Origin of the sequence: Paraburkholderia susongensis, assembly GCF_900177725.1 — a bacterium.
Taxonomy (GTDB): domain Bacteria; phylum Pseudomonadota; class Gammaproteobacteria; order Burkholderiales; family Burkholderiaceae; genus Paraburkholderia; species Paraburkholderia susongensis.
The window spans coordinates 168,349-186,320 of the sequence record NZ_FXAT01000011.1 but is presented as its reverse complement, the minus strand read 5'-3'; the positions used below and the strand labels follow the sequence as shown (position 1 = coordinate 186,320).

17 protein-coding genes are annotated in these 17,972 nt (G+C 63.9%); 3 read left to right on the top strand and 14 right to left on the bottom strand.

The genetic code is table 11. From position 1 onward, the window contains the following. Positions 1-36 precede the first annotated feature (36 nt). From B9Z01_RS26840 to B9Z01_RS26825, 5 genes are all read right to left on the bottom strand, one after another. Positions 37-912 carry a 3-hydroxyacyl-CoA dehydrogenase family protein gene (locus tag B9Z01_RS26840; RefSeq protein WP_244196167.1) on the bottom strand — a complete coding sequence of 292 codons (876 nt, stop codon included), beginning with the start codon at positions 910-912 and terminating at the stop codon, positions 37-39. A gap of 200 nt (positions 913-1,112) precedes the next feature. Next, positions 1,113-1,421: a hypothetical protein gene (locus B9Z01_RS26835; protein ID WP_085488579.1), complete on the bottom strand. Its 309-nt coding sequence runs from the start codon at positions 1,419-1,421 to the stop codon at positions 1,113-1,115. A 443-nt stretch (positions 1,422-1,864) separates the two neighbouring features. Beyond that, positions 1,865-2,023, bottom strand: a complete 159-nt coding sequence (locus B9Z01_RS35700) for a hypothetical protein (protein ID WP_167387573.1) — start codon at positions 2,021-2,023, stop codon at positions 1,865-1,867. A 403-nt stretch (positions 2,024-2,426) separates the two neighbouring features. Further along, complete coding sequence (locus B9Z01_RS26830) at positions 2,427-3,917, bottom strand: hypothetical protein (protein WP_085488578.1); 1,491 nt, start codon at positions 3,915-3,917, stop codon at positions 2,427-2,429. A 176-nt stretch (positions 3,918-4,093) separates the two neighbouring features. Beyond that, positions 4,094-4,780, bottom strand: a complete 687-nt coding sequence (locus B9Z01_RS26825) for an MgtC/SapB family protein (RefSeq protein WP_085488577.1) — start codon at positions 4,778-4,780, stop codon at positions 4,094-4,096. Positions 4,781-5,179: 399 nt separating this feature from the next. On the opposite strand from B9Z01_RS26825, the gene B9Z01_RS26820 reads away from it, so the two are divergent. Together B9Z01_RS26820 and B9Z01_RS26815 are read left to right on the top strand one after the other, a co-directional pair. After that, positions 5,180-6,313, top strand: coding sequence for an AGE family epimerase/isomerase (locus tag B9Z01_RS26820; protein ID WP_085488576.1), 1,134 nt, complete (start codon positions 5,180-5,182; stop codon positions 6,311-6,313). 324 nt (positions 6,314-6,637) lie between these two features. Next, a complete protein-coding gene (locus B9Z01_RS26815) occupies positions 6,638-6,841 on the top strand; it encodes a cold-shock protein (protein ID WP_085488605.1) in 204 nt (67 codons plus the stop codon). Between the two features lie 157 nt (positions 6,842-6,998). On the opposite strand, the gene B9Z01_RS26810 is transcribed toward B9Z01_RS26815, so the two are convergent. After that, on the bottom strand, positions 6,999-8,621 hold the full coding sequence (locus B9Z01_RS26810; protein WP_085488575.1) for a methyl-accepting chemotaxis protein: 1,623 nt from the start codon (positions 8,619-8,621) through the stop codon (positions 6,999-7,001). A gap of 280 nt (positions 8,622-8,901) precedes the next feature. Here B9Z01_RS26810 and B9Z01_RS26805 point away from each other — a divergent pair, with 280 nt between their 5' ends. Further along, positions 8,902-9,342: a PaaI family thioesterase gene (locus tag B9Z01_RS26805; RefSeq protein WP_085488574.1), complete on the top strand. Its 441-nt coding sequence runs from the start codon at positions 8,902-8,904 to the stop codon at positions 9,340-9,342. 90 nt (positions 9,343-9,432) lie between these two features. On the opposite strand, the gene B9Z01_RS26800 is transcribed toward B9Z01_RS26805, so the two are convergent. From B9Z01_RS26800 to B9Z01_RS26765, 8 genes are all read right to left on the bottom strand, one after another. Next, positions 9,433-10,818, bottom strand: coding sequence for an amino acid permease (locus tag B9Z01_RS26800; protein ID WP_085488573.1), 1,386 nt, complete (start codon positions 10,816-10,818; stop codon positions 9,433-9,435). Positions 10,819-11,273: 455 nt separating this feature from the next. Beyond that, positions 11,274-11,756 (bottom strand): hypothetical protein, encoded by a 483-nt coding sequence (locus tag B9Z01_RS26795; RefSeq protein ID WP_085488572.1) that lies wholly within the window; start codon positions 11,754-11,756, stop codon positions 11,274-11,276. After that, on the bottom strand, positions 11,749-12,603 hold the full coding sequence (locus tag B9Z01_RS26790) for a hypothetical protein (RefSeq protein ID WP_085488571.1): 855 nt from the start codon (positions 12,601-12,603) through the stop codon (positions 11,749-11,751). The genes B9Z01_RS26795 and B9Z01_RS26790 overlap by 8 nt, the downstream gene beginning before the upstream one ends. A gap of 323 nt (positions 12,604-12,926) precedes the next feature. Then, positions 12,927-13,775: an ureidoglycolate lyase gene (locus B9Z01_RS26785; protein ID WP_085488570.1), complete on the bottom strand. Its 849-nt coding sequence runs from the start codon at positions 13,773-13,775 to the stop codon at positions 12,927-12,929. Between the two features lie 52 nt (positions 13,776-13,827). Then, positions 13,828-14,571: an SDR family oxidoreductase gene (locus tag B9Z01_RS26780; RefSeq protein ID WP_085488569.1), complete on the bottom strand. Its 744-nt coding sequence runs from the start codon at positions 14,569-14,571 to the stop codon at positions 13,828-13,830. Between the two features lie 70 nt (positions 14,572-14,641). Continuing rightward, positions 14,642-15,472 carry an amidohydrolase family protein gene (locus tag B9Z01_RS26775; RefSeq protein ID WP_085488568.1) on the bottom strand — a complete coding sequence of 277 codons (831 nt, stop codon included), beginning with the start codon at positions 15,470-15,472 and terminating at the stop codon, positions 14,642-14,644. A 7-nt stretch (positions 15,473-15,479) separates the two neighbouring features. Continuing rightward, positions 15,480-16,520 (bottom strand): aldo/keto reductase, encoded by a 1,041-nt coding sequence (locus tag B9Z01_RS26770; protein WP_085488567.1) that lies wholly within the window; start codon positions 16,518-16,520, stop codon positions 15,480-15,482. A gap of 137 nt (positions 16,521-16,657) precedes the next feature. Continuing rightward, positions 16,658-17,968, bottom strand: a complete 1,311-nt coding sequence (locus tag B9Z01_RS26765; RefSeq protein WP_085488566.1) for a UxaA family hydrolase — start codon at positions 17,966-17,968, stop codon at positions 16,658-16,660. Between the last annotated feature and the right edge of the window lie 4 nt (positions 17,969-17,972).

The window sequence follows — 17,972 nt, the reverse complement described above, 5'->3', positions numbered from 1 at the left end:
ATACGGGAGCGGCGAAGAGAAGCTACTTATACCGCACTAGCCGCGGCCGATCACGCGCTTGCGCCCTTCCGCGACGCGCGCAAGACGCGCTTCGTCCCACTCGTGAAAGCCCGCGCCGCTGCGCACGCCGACCCGTCCCGCGTCGACCTGCGCGCGCAGCAGATCGATCACGTCCTCGTCCTTCGCGAGTTGCGGCATCAGATGCGAGGCGATGTCGACGAAGGTGTCGAGCCCGCCCATGTCCGCGCCCTCGAACGGGCCGACGATACCCCAGCGGCGCCCCAGCGAAGCCTTCATCACCCGGTCGACCACTTCGGGCGTCGCCGCCCCCGAACGGACGATATTCAGTGCCTCGCGCAGCACCGCGAACTGCAGCCGGTTGCCGACGAAACCCGGAATCGCCTTCGCGAGCACGACCGGCTCCATGCCGATCGCGCCCATCAGCGCGGCGGTGCGCTGCGTGACTTCCGGCGCGGTCGCGCTGCCGGGCACGACTTCGACGAGCGGAATCATGTGCGGCGGGTTCCAGAAATGCGCGATCACGAAGCGCTCTTTCGCGCGCAGCGGCGAGGCCAGCTGATCGGGCGGGAAACTGCTCGTGTTGCTCGCGAGAATCGCATCGTCGGCGAGCAGGTTGGTCAGCGCCGCATAGAGACGGTGCTTCAGTTCGAGCACTTCGGGGATCGCCTCGATCACGAATTGCGCGGACGCGATCGCGTCGAGCCGCGCGTGCGTTTCGATGCGCGAGAGCGCCGCCTGTTTCGCCGACTGGTCGATACGGCCGGCATCGATCAATTCGTCGAGCACCGCTTCCGCTTTCGGCGCGACGCTCGCAAGACGCGCCGGGTCGACGTCGTGCACGATCGTCCGGTACCCATGCAAGGCGCTTTGCGTCGCAATGCCGACGCCCATCAGCCCCGTACCCACCACGCCTACCGCCACGTCCTGCGTTGTCTTGTCCACACCTGCTCCCGCTGCCGTCGATGAAAGCTTCGAAGCATAACGCAGCACGCGCGAAACCCGCGTCCAGACACGACGAAGCCGGTCTTTCCGCGAGGGAAGGACCGGCTTCGTGGACTCACGCCGCCTGTTGCGGCGCCGTCATGCCCGCATTAATAGCGGGGCTGGGGCGGCGGACGATGGTCGTCGCCGTGGTGGTGCGGATCGTAGTCGTGCGGATGACGACGCATCCAATCATCGTGCGCCCAGTAGCGATGGCCGTCCCAGTAGCGGTCGCCATGCCAGCCGATGTTGACCGACACGCCCACCGGCATCATGTGCGGCTGACCGTACACGACCGGCGCCGGACCGTTTTCGATGACCACCCGTTCCTGGGCGAACGCGCCGCCGGCAGCGAGCAGTGCGCCGCCAGCGAGAAGAGTTGCAATAACCGAGCGTGATGCCTTGCCAAAGGTTTTCATAATGGACCTCCCGTCAAAGTTTTATTCCAGGCCAGCGTCCGTGTTTGTTGGGCTTTGCCGCTCCGGCTCGATTGAGCCCGAACCAGACACCGTACGCTTGTGACCCACTTTAGCGGCCCGAATCGCGTGAAGACGTGAGCACTTGTAAGCGAGAATTTCATAGATAGGGACGGATGATGGAATCCGCTTCCTGCTCTCGAGTCCCGTTCTTCAAGACTTTCAGCATAGACCGGCGAGACGGTGCGGCGAATCGACATGAGAGCCTGTTACATTCATTTCGCCCGAGAAATATTTCGCAAGGATGACGCCCGTCGCGCGGCACGGCGGCCGAAAAGCAAAAAGCCACGATTCGCTTGCGCGAACAGTGGCTTCATTGAGATGCGCACCCGAAGTGCGCGCCCCGGCGCGTTATGTTGCGCCTGGGACGGTGAGGCTGCTCTTACTTAGTCGGTCAGCTTGATGCCGAACAGCGTGGCTTGCGCGCGGCGCATGCGATCCGCTTCGCGGCTACGGGCTGCGTACGAGTAGTCCGAATCCAGCGGCAGATGGGGCGACGCAAAGAGGTCGCTGACCTTTTGAAACAGTGCAAAGATGAAGCTCATGGCGACTCCCGGTTAGTGATTGCGTTGCTAGGGTTTTCCCTTAACCGTAACTATAGGGTTTTCCCTAGGAAAAAGCTAGTGCAATGCAGCAATTTTTCGGTGTGGTGCGATGTCGCAGCCTGATTGGGTCTTGATGCGTTGCATCACGACAACGTCCCCGATTTAACATTTTCGGGCTCAATGGGGCGGCTACTGGAGCGTTGGGGTGCGGTCTCGCGGATGCGCGCAACGAGCAGGGAAATTCATTGGCGCCTCGGGATTGGCGCGTGGAGGCGCGGTGCGGCGGCAGAGCTATCCCGTTCGGGTTGAGTACTTTCGCCCTGCGGCCACGTAGTGCGTGGCCGGTGTAGCCGTCATGAACCGCCGTCGCGCCAGCCTTGCACTGGCGCGACGGGAAGAACCGTCAGTTCGTCGCCGGGGACGCTTTCGTCCTATGGCCGTGCGGCGCGCGGCCGGCGTGCCGGGTATGAACCGGCGTTACGCCAGCAGCCTGTTGGGGCGCAGCCGGCGTCGTCGCAACGGGTGTCGCCGTAGCTGGCGCGGAGGCGGCGTTCGCGGCCGCCATGGCTGCGTGCGTGTCGAGCAGGCTGACCATCGCCGCCTGCTGGTTCTGCATCATCTGCTCGATGCGGTGCTGCTGGGCCGTGGTCTCGCGGGTCAAGCGCATCAGCAGCAGGGTCTGCGTAACGCCGATCGCGACCGTGACCAGCAGCGCCCCCACCACGACCGACAGCATCCATTTCACGCGGCGCGAGTGATCGGTCGCGGCGCGGCGCTGATCGGCGATCACGCCATAAAGCGCATCGACGGTATCGGCAAAGGCGGTGGCCCGCGCGAGATCCAATTCCGGCCCGGCGCGTAGCGCGGCGGTGGTTGCTTCGGCGCTATGCGCTTCGCGCCAGGGTGCGGCGAATGCGGCGTGGGTGTCCGTGTCCGTGGCCACGGGTGCCGCTGCGGGTGCAGATGATTTGTCCTGCTTCGTGTCCGCCCGCTCCGTCTCTACCTGCTCCATGTCCACCCACTCTGTGGCGGCGGCGAGCCCAGCGGAACGGGCGGACGTTTGCACAGCAGCCTCATCGGCGGATTGACTTGCGTTGCCGGCGTCGGCGATGACGGCGCCGGTGGTAGCGGCCGTTTCGCCCGAAGCCATCGCGGCCTTCGCGAAGGTCGCGGTGAAGCGCTGCGGCCGCTTGCCTCCGCCCGAGGTCGGTGCAACGGACGAACCCGCCACCATCGAACCAGTCGCCGACCCTGCATCCGTCGTCTGGCGCAACGCGGTCACGCTGCGAGCGACGGTCGCCGCCGCCATCGCCGAAGTAAGCGGCGCGGACTGCTCGCGCGCGGTTGCGGTGGGTTTATCTCCAGTAGTCGCGTCCGCCTTCGGCGTCGCATCGCTTGAAGCACCTGAGGGGTTTGTCGCAGCATTTACGCTGCCTGCAACGTCTACCGCCCCACCGTCCGCCACGCCGTCCGCCGACGCAATCTCCGCGGCCGGCGGCGGCTCGATATCAAGCCCGCTCAATTGCGCATTGACGGGCGCCGCAGCGTCGGCCTTCGCGGCGCGCGGCGCACGGCGCGCGGCCTTGTCGGGCAATGCGTTGTCGTCGAGCGCGCCGACTGCCTGCAGCACCACGTCGGGCAATTCGAAGCCATCCAGCGTGCCCTGGCGAATGTCGATGTTCATCGCTTCGAGCGCCGCGCGGGTGGGATCGTCGGGGAACAAGTCGAGTGTGCTGCCGTCGCGCGAAGCGCCGCTCAGTTGCGCGAGGCGTTGTGCCGAGCGCGCCGCGCGCGCCAGCTTGTTTTCGGTTTCGGTGGAGACGCTGCCCTGACGCTGCTTCTTCGAAGCGGCGCGCCTGGGCCTGGACTGCGAGGATGCTACGGAATCAGCCATAGAGAAAAAAGCGGTCGTCGCCGGGAACGCAGGCGCCAGATGCCGCTCATCATTGCCATTGGAATTTTTAGAGCCCGCATTGTCGCACGGCGGTCCGCCCGCGCCGAAGCCATTCGGCGAGGATTTGCGCCGACGATTTGCGTCGAGAATTTGTGCCGATCCGCCACTGCCTCGCTTCACGACGCCGCGTCGTCCTGGCGGAACTGTCTGACGCCGGGCAACTGCCGCAAGCGCTCGCAGATCGACTCGTATTCCACACTCGACACGCGATGCAGCGTAATCAGCACCTCGTCGCACTCGGGCGCGTCGTCGCTCTGCTGCATCACGAACTGCTTGACACGCGGGCTCGCGGCGCCGAGTTCGTCGTGCAGCGAGTGAAACGTCAACGCGCCGCGCTCGACGATCATCGTCAGCTGGCGCCGCTGCTTGACCGTGATGAAGCGCCGCTCCAGCGGCTTGATGCCGGCAAGGATGATCAGGATGATGATGGTCGCCGCGATCGACGCCGTGTACAGTCCGCCGCCGACCGCGAGCCCGATTGCGGCGACCGACCACAGGCTCGCCGCGGTGGTCAGCCCGCGCACGATCTCGCCGCGCAACAGGATCGAACCCGCGCCGAGAAAGCCGATGCCCGACACCACCTGGGCGGCCATCCGCGACGGATCGAGCACGACGTGTTCGCCCTGCAGCACTTCGGCGAAGCCATACGCCGACACGATCATGATGAGCGCCGACCCCACGCAGACCAGCATGTGCGTACGCAATCCCGCCGCCCACGAAAGCCGCTCGCGCTCGAAGCCGATCACGCTGCCGAGCGCTGCGGCCAACACGAGACGGGAGATGAGTTCGAGATTGCCCAGCATTGTTGTTCCTCCTTATTTGTGAAATGAGCCGGGGGGTTGTCGCGGCATGCGCGCCTGGCTTTGCGCGCGGCGCATGCAGCATGTGCCGCATGTACTGCATACGCCTCTTGCGCCTCTTGCGCCGCATATGCGTCGAGCATTACAGATGATCGAGCTAACGTGTCAGCGCAAGGCGTTTGCATTATGCTAGGCCGCACACCGCCGCGCCCCTGGAAAGGCGCCTTTGGAAATACGGCCCGGAAATGTGGCCAGGAACCGTAGCCTCGAATTACGGCCTTGCATTGCAACCCTGAACCGTGAATTGCAATCCTGACCCGCAACCTGGACCCGCCGCCCTGAATGCCGCTTCCGCTTCGACACCCTGCACCTCGCGCACACCGCGCCTGAACCCATTCGACTATGCCAAGCACGCCCCCTTCCCCCACCTCGGCCACCGCCGGCGCGACCGCGCTGCGCGAGCACTTCGCGAACGTGGTGCTGCCGATGTGGCGCGGGCCCGGCTTCAACACCGCATTGAAACTGCCGTACGAAGCGCTCAGCGCCGACGATCATCGGCCGCTGCCCGCGCAACGCTATCGGGCGATGGCGTGCGCGCGACAGTTGTTCACCTTCTCACAGGCAGGCGACTTCGAGCATGCGCACGTGCTGTTCGATTCGTTGAAGCACATCTTTCAGGACACTGACCACGGCGGATGGTTCTACAGCGTCGACGCGCTCGGCGCGCCGCTCGACACCACCAAGGACCTCTACACGCACGCATTCGTCGTGTTCGCCTGCGCCGAATACGGCCGGCGCACCGGCAGCCACGACGCGCTGGAAATCGTGCACAGCACGTCGGCGCTGATCCAGTCGAACTTCGCGGCCGACGACGATCTGTTCAACGCCGCGCTCACCGTCGACTTCGCGAAGGTCACCGGCACGCCGCTGCAAAATCCGCTGATGCACCTGACCGAAGCCTGGCTCGCCGCCTGCGAAGCGACGCGCGACAACGCCTTCGGCGCCGCGCTGCGCCGCCTTGCCGGCGCGGTCGCGCGGCACTTCGTGCATGCGCCGAGTGGCTGCATCGCCGAATTGCCGATCGGCGCGGGCGGCAACCGCCTGGAGCCGGGGCATCAGTTCGAGTGGTTCTGGCTCGTCAGGCAGGCGGGCGGCCTGCTCGACGGAACCGGGCTTGCCGAAGCGCTCGCGCGCGCCTTTACCTTCGCGCAGCAGCACGGCGTGGACCCGGATAGTGGCGCCGTGTGCGCATCGCTCGACGAAGCCGGCAACGTCAAGGACGCGACCCAGCGGATCTGGGCGCAAACGGAATATCTGCGCGCGCTCGCCTGCCACGACGACCCGGCCGCGCACGCCGCGCTGCCGCGCCAGATTGCGCTCTTCGAGCAACGCTTTTTGCATCCGCGCGGCTGGTTCGAGTGCAAGACACCCGAAGGCGAAGTCGCACGCGCGGACATGCCGTCCACCACGCCGTATCACCTCGCCACCGCCTATGCCGCGCTGCCCGCGGCCGAGGAACCCAAAGCACAGCCTTAAGCAGATTTTGAGGGGGATTTAAAGGCGGATGCCGGAAGATAGCAGGTCGAACGAACCGACAGAAAACCATCGCCCTGGCGGAGAAATGCGCCGGTCCTTTGTCCAAAATTTGTCCGGAAGGCACTGCCGCTGGTTTACCCTGGCGACAAGAAATACCTTCCGGCAGCGGTGCAAACGTCGAAAAAACGTCAAAACCGGGGAATACCCGAATGCAGGTTGATTGGCGTCTGTCATAAAGACGTGATACAACTCTCCCCTCGCGCTTCGCCTCATGTCGAGGAATAACGAACGCGAATGCAACACACAACATTTATTGGATCAAAAATGGCAACAGGTACTGTTAAGTGGTTTAACGATGCAAAGGGCTTTGGTTTCATTACGCCGGACGACGGCGGTGAAGACCTGTTTGCGCACTTCTCGGAAATCCAGTCCTCGGGCTTCAAGTCCCTGCAGGAAAACCAGAAGGTGTCGTTCGAAGTCAAGCAAGGCCCGAAGGGCAAGCAGGCTGCGAACATCCAGTCGATCTAAGTACTTCCAGGTACTTCATAGACCGGCTTAGATTGCGCACATAGGCGCCTTTTCAGGCCCCGCATCTAATGCAAAATGGCTCGCCTTGCGCGAGCCATTTTCTTTTTGGGCTTTTCTGATGCATCTTTTCGATGCATGCTTTTTTAGCGCCGCCGCATTAAATCGCATGCATTGTGGTTAATCCGAATTCCGCATTCACCGCCTGCATTGCGCCGGGGTGTTGCGTACGCAACACAGTTTCCGAAATTTCGAACACCGATACCGCCTGCTTCAATTGCTGAGTCTGCTGATGCAGTGAAGCCGCCGCAGCAGCAGCCTGTTCGACGAGCGCCGCGTTCTGCTGCGTCATCTCGTCCATCTGCACGACCGCCTGGTTCACCTGCTCGATGCCGGTACTCTGCTCGAGCGACGACGCGCTGATCTCCGCCATCATCTGCGTGACGCGCAAAATCGACGTGGACACGTGGCTCATCGCTTCGCCGGCGCGCTCGACGAGCGTCGAGCCGCCCTGAATCTCGGCAACCGACTCGCTGATCAGCGTCTTGATTTCCTTCGCCGATTGCGCGCTGCGCTGCGCGAGCCCGCGCACCTCGCCCGCCACGACCGCGAAGCCACGGCCCTGCTCGCCCGCACGCGCCGCTTCGACGGCTGCGTTCAGCGCGAGAATGTTCGTCTGGAACGCAATGCCGTCGATCACCGAAATGATCTCGGCGATCTTGTCCGAACTCTGCGCAATGCCGCGCATCTTGTCGACCACCTGGTTGACCACTTCACTGCCGCGCGAGGTCGCGTCGAGCGCGGTCTCGGCGAGCGCGTTCGCTTCGCGCGCATGGCCGGCGTTCTGGCGCACGGTGGCCGTCAACTCTTCCATGCTCGATGCGGTTTCTTCGAGCGAAGCTGCCTGGTTTTCAGTGCGCGCCGACAGATCGGCGTTGCCGGTCGCGATTTCATCGGCGCCGATATGGATCGAATCCGCCGATTCGCGCACGGTCTGCACGGTGCGCGCGACGCTCGCCTGCATCGTCGCGAGCCCCGAGAACAGCCGGCCGATTTCGTTGGTGCCGCGCGCGGCGATCGGCTGATCGAGGCGCCCTTGCGCGATGCGCTCGAAGTGGCGGCCCACCTCTTCGAGCGGCGCCACCACGCCGCGGCGCAGCACCGTGTAGACCGCGAAGGTGCCGGCCACGAGCGCGACCAGGATCACGATACTGACGATGCGAAACGCCGCCATGCGCGCATCGATCGAATCGAGCGAGGCGCGGCTCGCGGCGTCGCCGAATTGCACGAAGTTATGCGATTCCGCGAGATAGGCGTCCTGAAACGACTGGGTCGGCTGATCGAGGAAGGCCTGGATGTCGTTCGAGTCGAGATACTGCGCGAGTTCGCCGAGCGCGTCGTGCAGCGTCTTGTACCGCCCGGCAAGTGCGGTGGCGCGCGCGTTGTTTTCGTCGCTGGTCTTGCGCGCGCTCATGAACGCCGCGAACGACTGATCGGCGGCGACAAGCTGCTCGCGCGCATGCTGCACGATGTCCGTCGGCTCCGCGCCGCCGCGCACCATGCGCGTGCCGGCGCGCGACAGGTTGATGCGCGCATCCATGAGGCGCTGCGTCGTCTGGTTGACCGCGTCCACCTGCGTGAGCGCAATGTTCGACAGTTCGCCCACGTCGTCGTGCGTGCGGGTCAACGACCAGAAACCGAGGCCCACCGTGACGAGCTGGAATACGCAGAACGCGGCCAGAACACATAAGAGGCCGGATGCGACCTTGATCTTGCTGAACATCGTGGACACCTGGAGAGCAAAGGATGGCGGGGGCTACACCAGGGTTTACGGCAGGTCGGCGCGCGACTTGAGACCGACTTGAGACCAATATCAGCAAACAGCGGCCGATATCGGCTGTTCGTCGGCGATCATCGTGATTGGATTCTTTTTGCGCAACAATGCCGCGCGCATTTTGCCGAATCACCTTGACGCAGTGCAGCCACGCTTCCTAGAGTGGGTAGGGACCGCACGAAGCACACCACTGCGGATGCCCACACGGGCCTTCTCCGAAGGAACCACGATGACTGACCTTCTCGACCGGGCGCGCGGCGCACTGCACGCCCAGCCGTTCAGCATGCTGCTTGGCGCGGAATTGACGCACGTCGGCAACAACGAACTCACCCTCTGTCTGCCGATTCGCGACGAACTGAGGCAGCAGCATGGCTTCGTGCATGGCGGCGTCATCAGCTATCTCGCCGACAACGCGCTAACGTTCGCGGGCGCGCTGTCGCTCGGCCCGAAGGTCGTGACCGGCGAATACAAGATCAACTATCTGCGCCCGGCGATGAACGGCATGCTGCTCGCGCGCGCGAGCGTGGTCCATGCGGGACGGCATCAGGCGACCTGCCAGTGCAGCGTGTATGCAGTGGATGGCAACCGCGAAAAGCTCGTGGCGGTCGCGCAGGGGACAGTTAACCGGATTGGGGAGAACGAGGGGGATGTGCCGGGCGGCAGGGAATGAGAAGGCACGCGATCTGGCGATATTCGTCAATATATGCGCGACACCCTCCCCGTCGAATGACGGGAAGGGTGTGAGTACTTATTCAATTCCTCATAGCGAGCCGGCCTCTGCCTGGCGGGATGCAGCCGCAAATTTCGGACGTATCCGCACATAGAACACCACGGCAAGCAGCGCAAGCCAGATCGCGCCGACATAGAGCGCAACACGCGTATCTTCAAACCACCCGAGCATCACAATCACGAATCCCATGAATGCCACCGTCAGCGCGGGCGCGACCGGCCAGAACGGCACACGGAATTTCAGCGCCGCGACTTCGGCGCGCGACAGCCGGCGGCGCATTGCAATCTGCGACAGCAGAATCATGAGCCACACCCAGACTGTCGCGAACGTCGCTATCGAAGCGACCACCAGGAACACGTCCTTCGGCATCAGGTAGTTGAGCAGCACGCCGACGAGCAGCGCGCCCGCCATGACCAGCACCGTGACCCAAGGCGCGCCGTGCCGCGAGGTTGCAGTCAGGACGAGCGGCGCCTGACCCTGCTGTGCCATGCCGAACATCATTCGGCCCGCGCCGAAGATGTCACTGTTGATCGCCGAAATCGCCGCGGTGATCACGACGAGATTCAGGATCGTCGCGGCCGACTTCACACCGAGCGCGGAAAAGATCTGCACGAACGGGCTGCCGTTGCCGCCGACACCCGTCCACGGGAAGATCGACATCAGCACGACCATGGTCAGCACGTAGAACAGCAGGATACGTGCGGGCACCGTGTTGATCGCGCGCGGAATCACCTGTTCCGGATTCTTCGCCTCACCCGCGCTCATTCCGATCACTTCGATGCCGCCATACGCGAAGATCACGACCGACAGCGACGCGATGAGCCCGCCGACACCGTTCGGCATAAAACCGCCGTGGCTCCACAGGTTCGACAGCGCAGGCGTGGTGCCGCCGCCCAGATGCATGCCGGTGCCGAGGATGGCGACGCCGCCACCGATCATCGCGACGATCGCAACGACCTTGATGATCGACAGCCAGAATTCCATTTCGCCGAACACCTTCACGTGACACAGGTTGAGCCCGCAGATGATCACGACGATCGCGAGGACCCAGATCCATTGCGGTACGCCCGGAAACCAGAATCCCATATAGATGCCGAAAGCCGTGATGTCGGCAATCGCGACGATCACCATCTCGAGCGTGTAGGTCCAGCCGGTCACGAACCCGGCGAATGGCCCGAGATTTTCCGTCGCGTAATGGCCGAACGAACCGGCCACTGGTTGATGCACGGCCATTTCGCCGAGAGCGCGCATCACCATGTAGACGGCAGCGCCGCTAAGCAGGTATGCAAGGATCACGGCCGGGCCCGCGAGCTGGATCGCCGAGGCCGAGCCGTAAAAAAGCCCTGTGCCAATCGCGGAGCCAAGTGCGAGAAAGCGGATGTGCCGTGCGTTCAGATGACGCTGCAGGTTTTTCATGGGTTTCCACTGCGATAGGTTGTGCGCTGACTCAGGCGAGTTGCGCCAGCCCAGAGGTGTGAAGTTGTCTAGACAACATAGGTCGGACGAATGGTAGCAATCGGCGAGCGACGTCCGGAATCAGGGGTATCCCTGGCGGCGCTGCGGATGAGCACGTTCATCCGTCTCCTGTTTCACTGCCTGTCACCGCCCGGGAGTTTGGCGGCGTAGGGGGTATCGGCCTTTTCAGGACAACGGAGTGCTTATGCAGTCTGTCTGGATTTCGGATATGTCGCGGAGGCGTGAGGGTTTCACCGAGACTTTTGGCAGCGGCGAGGGAGAGCGGAAAACTGGCGCGCGAGGAATATGAATTGCTGACTGGGGGCCTCGTTGCGCGCCAGGTTCGTCCGATACCACCCATACCGCCCTCAAGGCAGACGCAAAAAAACCGACTCGCGAAGGTCGGCATTTGCTTTTCAGTCGAACGATTCAGGAGCGACAGTCCCGCCCTCTATCACAAAATGGACCGCATCGACGCCCGGCGCGAAGAAGCGCCAGTCTTCGTCTTCTTCAACACCGTCCGGGACCACCACAAGCCGATACTCTCGCGAGAACGAAACGGCTATGCCGCCCGCGTCGTCTGCTGATACGTCTTCGACCTTGATAGGCCCTTGCCCCACGAGTATTTCGTGCAAGCGCCTCACCGTGTCGTGCGCCTTTTCATCTGGCCCACGCAAATCTTCCCGGGTCGCTACGGTGTCGCCTTTCCACTCGATCTGCCAGGCGCATTGCACATGCAGCGCCCACGCCCCATCCTCACGTTCCCTACCCCTAAGCGTGTACCGCCTTTGCAGGCCAAACTGCATGGTGAGCATATCTCCCGCATGGCTGACCCAACTCACGTCAAGACCGACGAGCACGGCAAGCCGTTGCATGATCTGTGCTGTGGTGTCAATCATTCCCCTCTCCAAACAAATCGCGCCCGCGCTCCAACATCTCGTGATAGCCGAGCCCCTGTTTACTGATCTCATCGTGCAACTGCCGCGCCTGATCCTGGTTCAACCGTAACACCCTCACCACGGCTTTGAACTGTTTGTTCTGCGTCTGGTTGTTGCGTGGCGTCCCCTCGCCGCCCGCGAGTTCCATCGCGTCGCCATCCGGCAGGTCCTCCCTATACTCGAACGGATGCACGTCGCCGAGCAGCGTTGAGGTGTCCCCATCGTCGGCCAGACCGCTGCCATCTGCACTATCCGCGTTCGCGCCGCTCTCACCGGTGACCGCCGTATCGGGCAGACCACCGCCGCTGCCGCCAGACGTGGCCGCGCGTGCAGCGACCAACCGGCTTTGCCGGGTGCCCGGATCATACCGGCCGGACAGCCTGGGTTCACTGTCCGGGAAATAGACTGCGCTCGCCGGGAGAGTCCTCAACGGCGTGCTGTGGGGTGGCGGAAACAGGTCAGCACGAGGGCCTTTGATGGCAAGCAGCGAGCCCCTGCGCACCTCGGCGAGAAGCGCACCGATGACCCACCAGCCATCGGTGTCGGGGTTGCGGTCCCGAGCACCATGCAACCACAGCCAGCCACGCTTCTGGATACTCCTGACCAGATTCCCGTCCTTCTCCCACTCGCCACGGTTCAGTCCGGCAATACCGAGAAATTCCCGGGTATCTGCTTTGGCCCTCTCGAGGTCGGCGGCCTTTCTCAGGCACGCCTTGTAGTGCTGCTCATCGCAGATGACATAACGGGCGCCCAGTGGTCTCTGACAGCGCAGTTCCACGGAGCACATCTCAAATACGGACAGGGACATAGGTGTGTCGACGATCTATCTGAAGCCGCTGCCCGGATCAGCAGCGATCAGAATAAATACCGTGCGACAGGTTGTCCGTACATGGGCGACGGCCCAAAATCTCCGCTACCTTTAATGAAACAGAAAAAAGCGACAAACAAAAAAGCCGTTCCCGCAAAAAACGGGAACGGCTTCTCCGATTGCAACACTGCTTATAAAGTCCAACGCCCGGCTAACTCAGCCAAAGCGCCGGCTCACAAAAACATCAGCGCATCAAGCAAAAGCACGAGTCACGAATCACAAACCGCGCACGCACGACCCACAGCACGCGCGCCACTCGCAATTCATTCCGCCGCGTAAGTCTTCTGCGTCTGCTCGCCGAGACCTTCAATACCAAGACGCACCGTCTGCCCCGGCTTCAGATACACCGGGTTCGGCTTCACGCCCATGCCGACGCCCGGCGGCGTGCCGGTCGAGATCACGTCGCCCGGTTGCAGGCTCATGCACCGCGACACATACGCGACCAGTTGCGCAACGCCGAACACCATCGTCTTCGTGCTGCCGTTCTGGTAGCGGTGGCCGTCCACTTCGAGCCACAGGTTCAGGTTCTGCGGATCGGCAACTTCGTCGCGCGTGACGACCCACGGGCCGATCGGGCCGAACGTGTCGAAGCCCTTGCCCTTGTCCCAGGTGCCGCCGCGCTCGATCTGCCATTCGCGCTCCGACACGTCGTTGATGACGCAGTAGCCGGCGACGTAGTCGAGCGCATTCGCTTCGTCGACATACTTGGCATGCTTGCCGATCACGACGCCGAGTTCGACTTCCCAGTCGGTCTTCTTCGAGCCGCGCGGAATTTCGATGTCGTCGTTCGGGCCGCTGATCGCGCTCGTCCACTTGTTGAAAATGACCGGCTCGGCCGGCACCGGCAGATTCGATTCCGCCGCGTGATCCGCGTAATTCAGGCCGATACAGATGAACTTGCCGATCTTGCCGACGCACGGACCCACGCGCGGATTGCCCTCGACCACCGGCAGCGTCGCCGGATCGAGCGCGCGCAGTTTTGCGAGGCTTTCATCGCTCAGCGTCGCGCCGTCGATATCGCCAACCACCTTCGACAGGTCGCGAATCTTGCCTTGCGCGTCGAGCAGGCCCGGCTTTTCCTGGCCTTTCGGCCCATAACGAAGCAGTTTCATCGTTGCACTTCCCTTTACGTTCAGTAGTGTTCGGTTCGTCAATCAATCAGAATCAGTTCGACCATCCGCCGTCGATCACGTGGATCTGACCCGTCGTGAACGACGATTCGTCGGACGCGAGATACAGCGCCAGCGCGGCGATCTCTTCCGGCTTGCCGACGCGGCCCATCGGCTGACGCGCAACGAACGCGGCCTGCACCGCGTCGAGCGTCGCGCCCTGCGCCTGAGCCTGAGCGGCGATTCGCTGTTCGAGCGACGGCGAGGACACCGTGCCCGGGCAAATCGCGTTACAGCGTACACCACGCGTGACGAAGTCCGCAGCGACGGCCTTGGTGAGCCCGATCACCGCGGCCTTCGAGGCGCCGTACGCAAAGCGGTTCGGCACGCCCTTCACGCTCGACGCCGCCGACGACATGTTGATGACCGAGCCGCTGCCCTTCTCCAGCATGCCCGGCAAAAACGCGCGAATCATACGGTACATCGCCTTCGCGTTGAGGTCGAACGCGAAGTCCCAATCCTCCTCGCTGCATTCGAGGATGTTGCCCGCGTGCACGAAGCCCGCGCAATTGAACAGCACGTCGATCGGGCCGAGTTCGGCGGCGAGCGCCGTGATCGCCGCGCCGTCGAGCACGTCGAGCTTGCGCGCCTCGACCGGCTTGCCAGCGAGTCCGTCGATGCGGATGTCGGTGGCGATCACGCGCGCGCCTTCGCGCGCGAAAAGTTCGGCGGTGGCGAGACCGATGCCTTGTCCCGCCGCGGTGATCAGGGCCGTTTTGCCGGCCAGTCTTTGTGTCATCTACGACTCCAGTTGGATGGGCTGCTAACGTGCAGAGTTGCCTGAATTGCCAGAGCTTGGGTTGCCGGAATCAGAGCCGGTAAAACGCAGCGGCGTTCTCGCCGAATACGGCGTCGCGCTCGGCGTCGTTCAACGACGCGAGCAGCGTGGTCGCCACCGAATGCCAGAGCAGATAGTCGCCGTTCAGTTCGAGCACCGGCCAGTCGCTGCCCCACATGAGCCGCGCGGGGCCGAACGAATTCAACAGATGCTCGACGTAAGGCCGCAGCGTGTCCTCGGTCCAGCCGGGCGCGGCCTCGGTCGCAAGGCCCGAGAGCTTGCAATGCACCTGCGGCAGCGCCGCGAGGCGCGTGATCGCATCGGCCCATACCTGATAGCCCGCCTGACCGTACCGGATCTGCGGCTTCGCGCCATGATCGACGACGATGCGCAGCGCCGGAAAACGCTGCGCGAAGATTTCGACGTACTCGACATGGCGCGCGTAGATCAGCGCATCGAACGCGAGGTCGTGCGCGATCAGCGCTTCGATTGCCGGTGCGAGATCGGGATTCGCGATCCACCCGTCATCGGGCAGGTCTTGCAGCATCGGCCGCACGCCCTTGAATTTCGGCTCGCGCGCGAGCGCCTCGATCACCTCGTGCGCATCCGGCAGCAGGAGCGGCACCCAGCCGACCACGCCCGCGATCGACGGCTCGTGCCGCGCGATCTCCAGCAGATAGCGCGTTTCGTCGAGCGTCGGCGCCGCCTGCACGACCACCGTCCGCTCGATGCCCGCCTGCTCGCGCAGCGGCTTCAGATCCGCCGGGCCGAACGGCCGGTAGAGAATTTTCAGCTCCGGCGTGAGCCACTCGTAATCGCCTCGCGCGGGATCCCAATAGTGCTGGTGAGCGTCGATCGGCATGGTGCAGTCAATCCTCCGGTACGGGCGCGCGCGCGTCGAGCAGACCGGCGTCGCGCAACGCGGACCACAAGGCCGCGGGGATCGGCTGCTCGAACGACGCGACGTTCTCGCGCAATTCGTCGGCACTGCGCGCGCCGGTCAGCACGGTGGCGACCGCCGGATGCGCATACGGAAACTGCAACGCGGCGGCGGCGAGCGGCACGTTATGCGCGCGGCACACTGCCTCCAGGCGCGCGACGCGCTCGATCACTTCCGCCGGCGCGGCGCCGTAATTGAACTTCAGATCGCCCGCGACACCGCGCGCCAGAATGCCCGAGTTGAACGCGCCGCCTAACAGGATGCTGACGCCGCGCGCTTCGCAGGCGGGCAGCAGATCGTCGAGGGTGGTCTGCTCGAGGAGCGTATAACGGCCCGCCAGCAACGCGCAATCGATATCGAACTCGGCCATCGCATCGAGTATGACAGCGCCTTCGTTGACGCCGAGGCCGACCGCCTTGATCGCGCCGGTCGAGCGCAGGCGGTCCAGCGCGCGAAAGCCGCCGCCTTCGGTCAGTTGCCGCCAGTAATGCGGATGCTGCTCGCCGTGCGTGACACGGCCGATGTCGTGCACGAGCAGAATGTCGATGTCGATGATGCCGAGGCGCTGCTGGCTGTCTTCGAACGAACGCAGAATGCCGTCGTGCGTGTAGTCGTAGATCGCTTCGAACGGCAGCGGGTTTTGCCAGCCTTCGCGGTCGTCGAACGGCGTGGTGCGCGGCACGAAGCGGCGCCCCACCTTGGTGGAGAGCACGTACTCGCCGCGCGGATAGCGGCGCAACGCGGCGCCGAGCCGATGCTCGGCCTTCGTGTTGCCGTAGTGCGGCGCGGTGTCGAAGTAGCGCACGCCTGCGTCCCATGCCGCGGCGATGGTCGCATGGGCTTCCTCGTCGGACAGGTCGTGGTACAGGCCGCCGAGCGGCGCCGTGCCGAGACTCAATCCGCTTACTTGCAGCGAGCCGCGGCCGATGCGGCGCCGCTGCCCGATCCTCGATCCGATCGTTGCCGTCATGGTGCGCGTCTCCTTGTCTGCCGGAGCGGGTGCTTCAGCACGTACTCCGGTCTCATGTTTTAGTGTCTAGTGTTTTACCACGCATGGGCTTCGTTTGCCCATACGCTTGCCTGCCGCGTTACCTGGCCGCAGTCCGATCAATGCTGCGCGAGCGTCACGACCGCACGCGGCGCCGCACTCGACGGCAAGCACGCGGGCCCGACCGGCTCGAACGTCTTGTAGGTCAGGATGAATTCCTGATGCCCGAGCACTTCCGATTTCGACGCCGCGCCACGCGACACCGCAACCGTCTGCTCGAACACTTCGCGGCCCACTTCGTCGAGCGTGGCGCGGCCTTCGAGAATGCGGCCCGCGTCGACGTCCATGTCGCCGGACAGATTGCGATAGGTCGCCGGATTCGCGCACACCTTGATGACCGGCGAGATCGCCGAGCCGACCACCGAGCCGCGCCCGGTCGTGAACAGGATCACATGCGCGCCGCACGCGATCAGCTCGCCGATTTCCGCGTTGTCGCTGATGTTCGGAAAGCCGAAGCGCGGCTCGCCGTCGGGCACCACGTCGAGCAGATAAAGGCCGCCGGTCGGCGGCACGTCGCCCGGCTTGACGATGCCGACGATCGGTGACGCGCCGCTTTTCGCATACGCGCCGAGCGACTTTTCTTCCTGCGTCGTGAGGCCGCCGTCCGCATTGCCGACCGCGAAACTGCCATGCCCGAGAATCGAGTAGTAGCGCGCCGCCTTCGCGACGCACGCGACGATTTCATCGCCGAGTTCGGGCCGCGCCGCGCGCGATTTCATATGGAACTCGCAGCCCACGAGTTCGCCGGTTTCCTCGAAGATGCAGGTCGCGCCCGCGTCGATCAGATGATCGAACGCGCGGCCCACGGCCGGGTTCGCGGTGATGCCGCTCGTGCCGTCCGAGCCGCCGCATATCGTGGCGACCACGAGTTCGGCGAGCGCCATCGGCACCTTGCGCTGCGCGGCGAGTTGCGCGCGCGCGCCGCGAATCCAGTCGACGCCATATTGAATCGTGCTGCGCGTGCCGCCCTTTTCCTGGATCGTCAGCACTTCGACGGGACGGCCGCTCGCGCGCACGAGATCGGCGAGATAGTGCTTGTTCATGCTCTCGCAGCCGAGCGACACGAACAGCACCGCGCCGACGTTCGGATGCGTGGTCAACTGCTCGAGCATCTTCTCGGCATAACCGTTCGGATAGCAGCCCGGAAAACCGATCAGATGCACGGGCGGCTCGCGTTCGGCGGCGGGTTTGTCGAACGCGTCGAGCGGTTCGCGAAACTGCGCGACGATTTCGCGCGCCACGTGGTGCGCGCATTCGACCAGATAGGCGACCGCGACCACGTTGCGGATGCCCTTGCGGCCGTCGCTGCGCAGATAGCCTTGCAGCATCGGCTGCTGCGCGGCGCTTGCTACAGAAGAAATGTCAGTCATGATC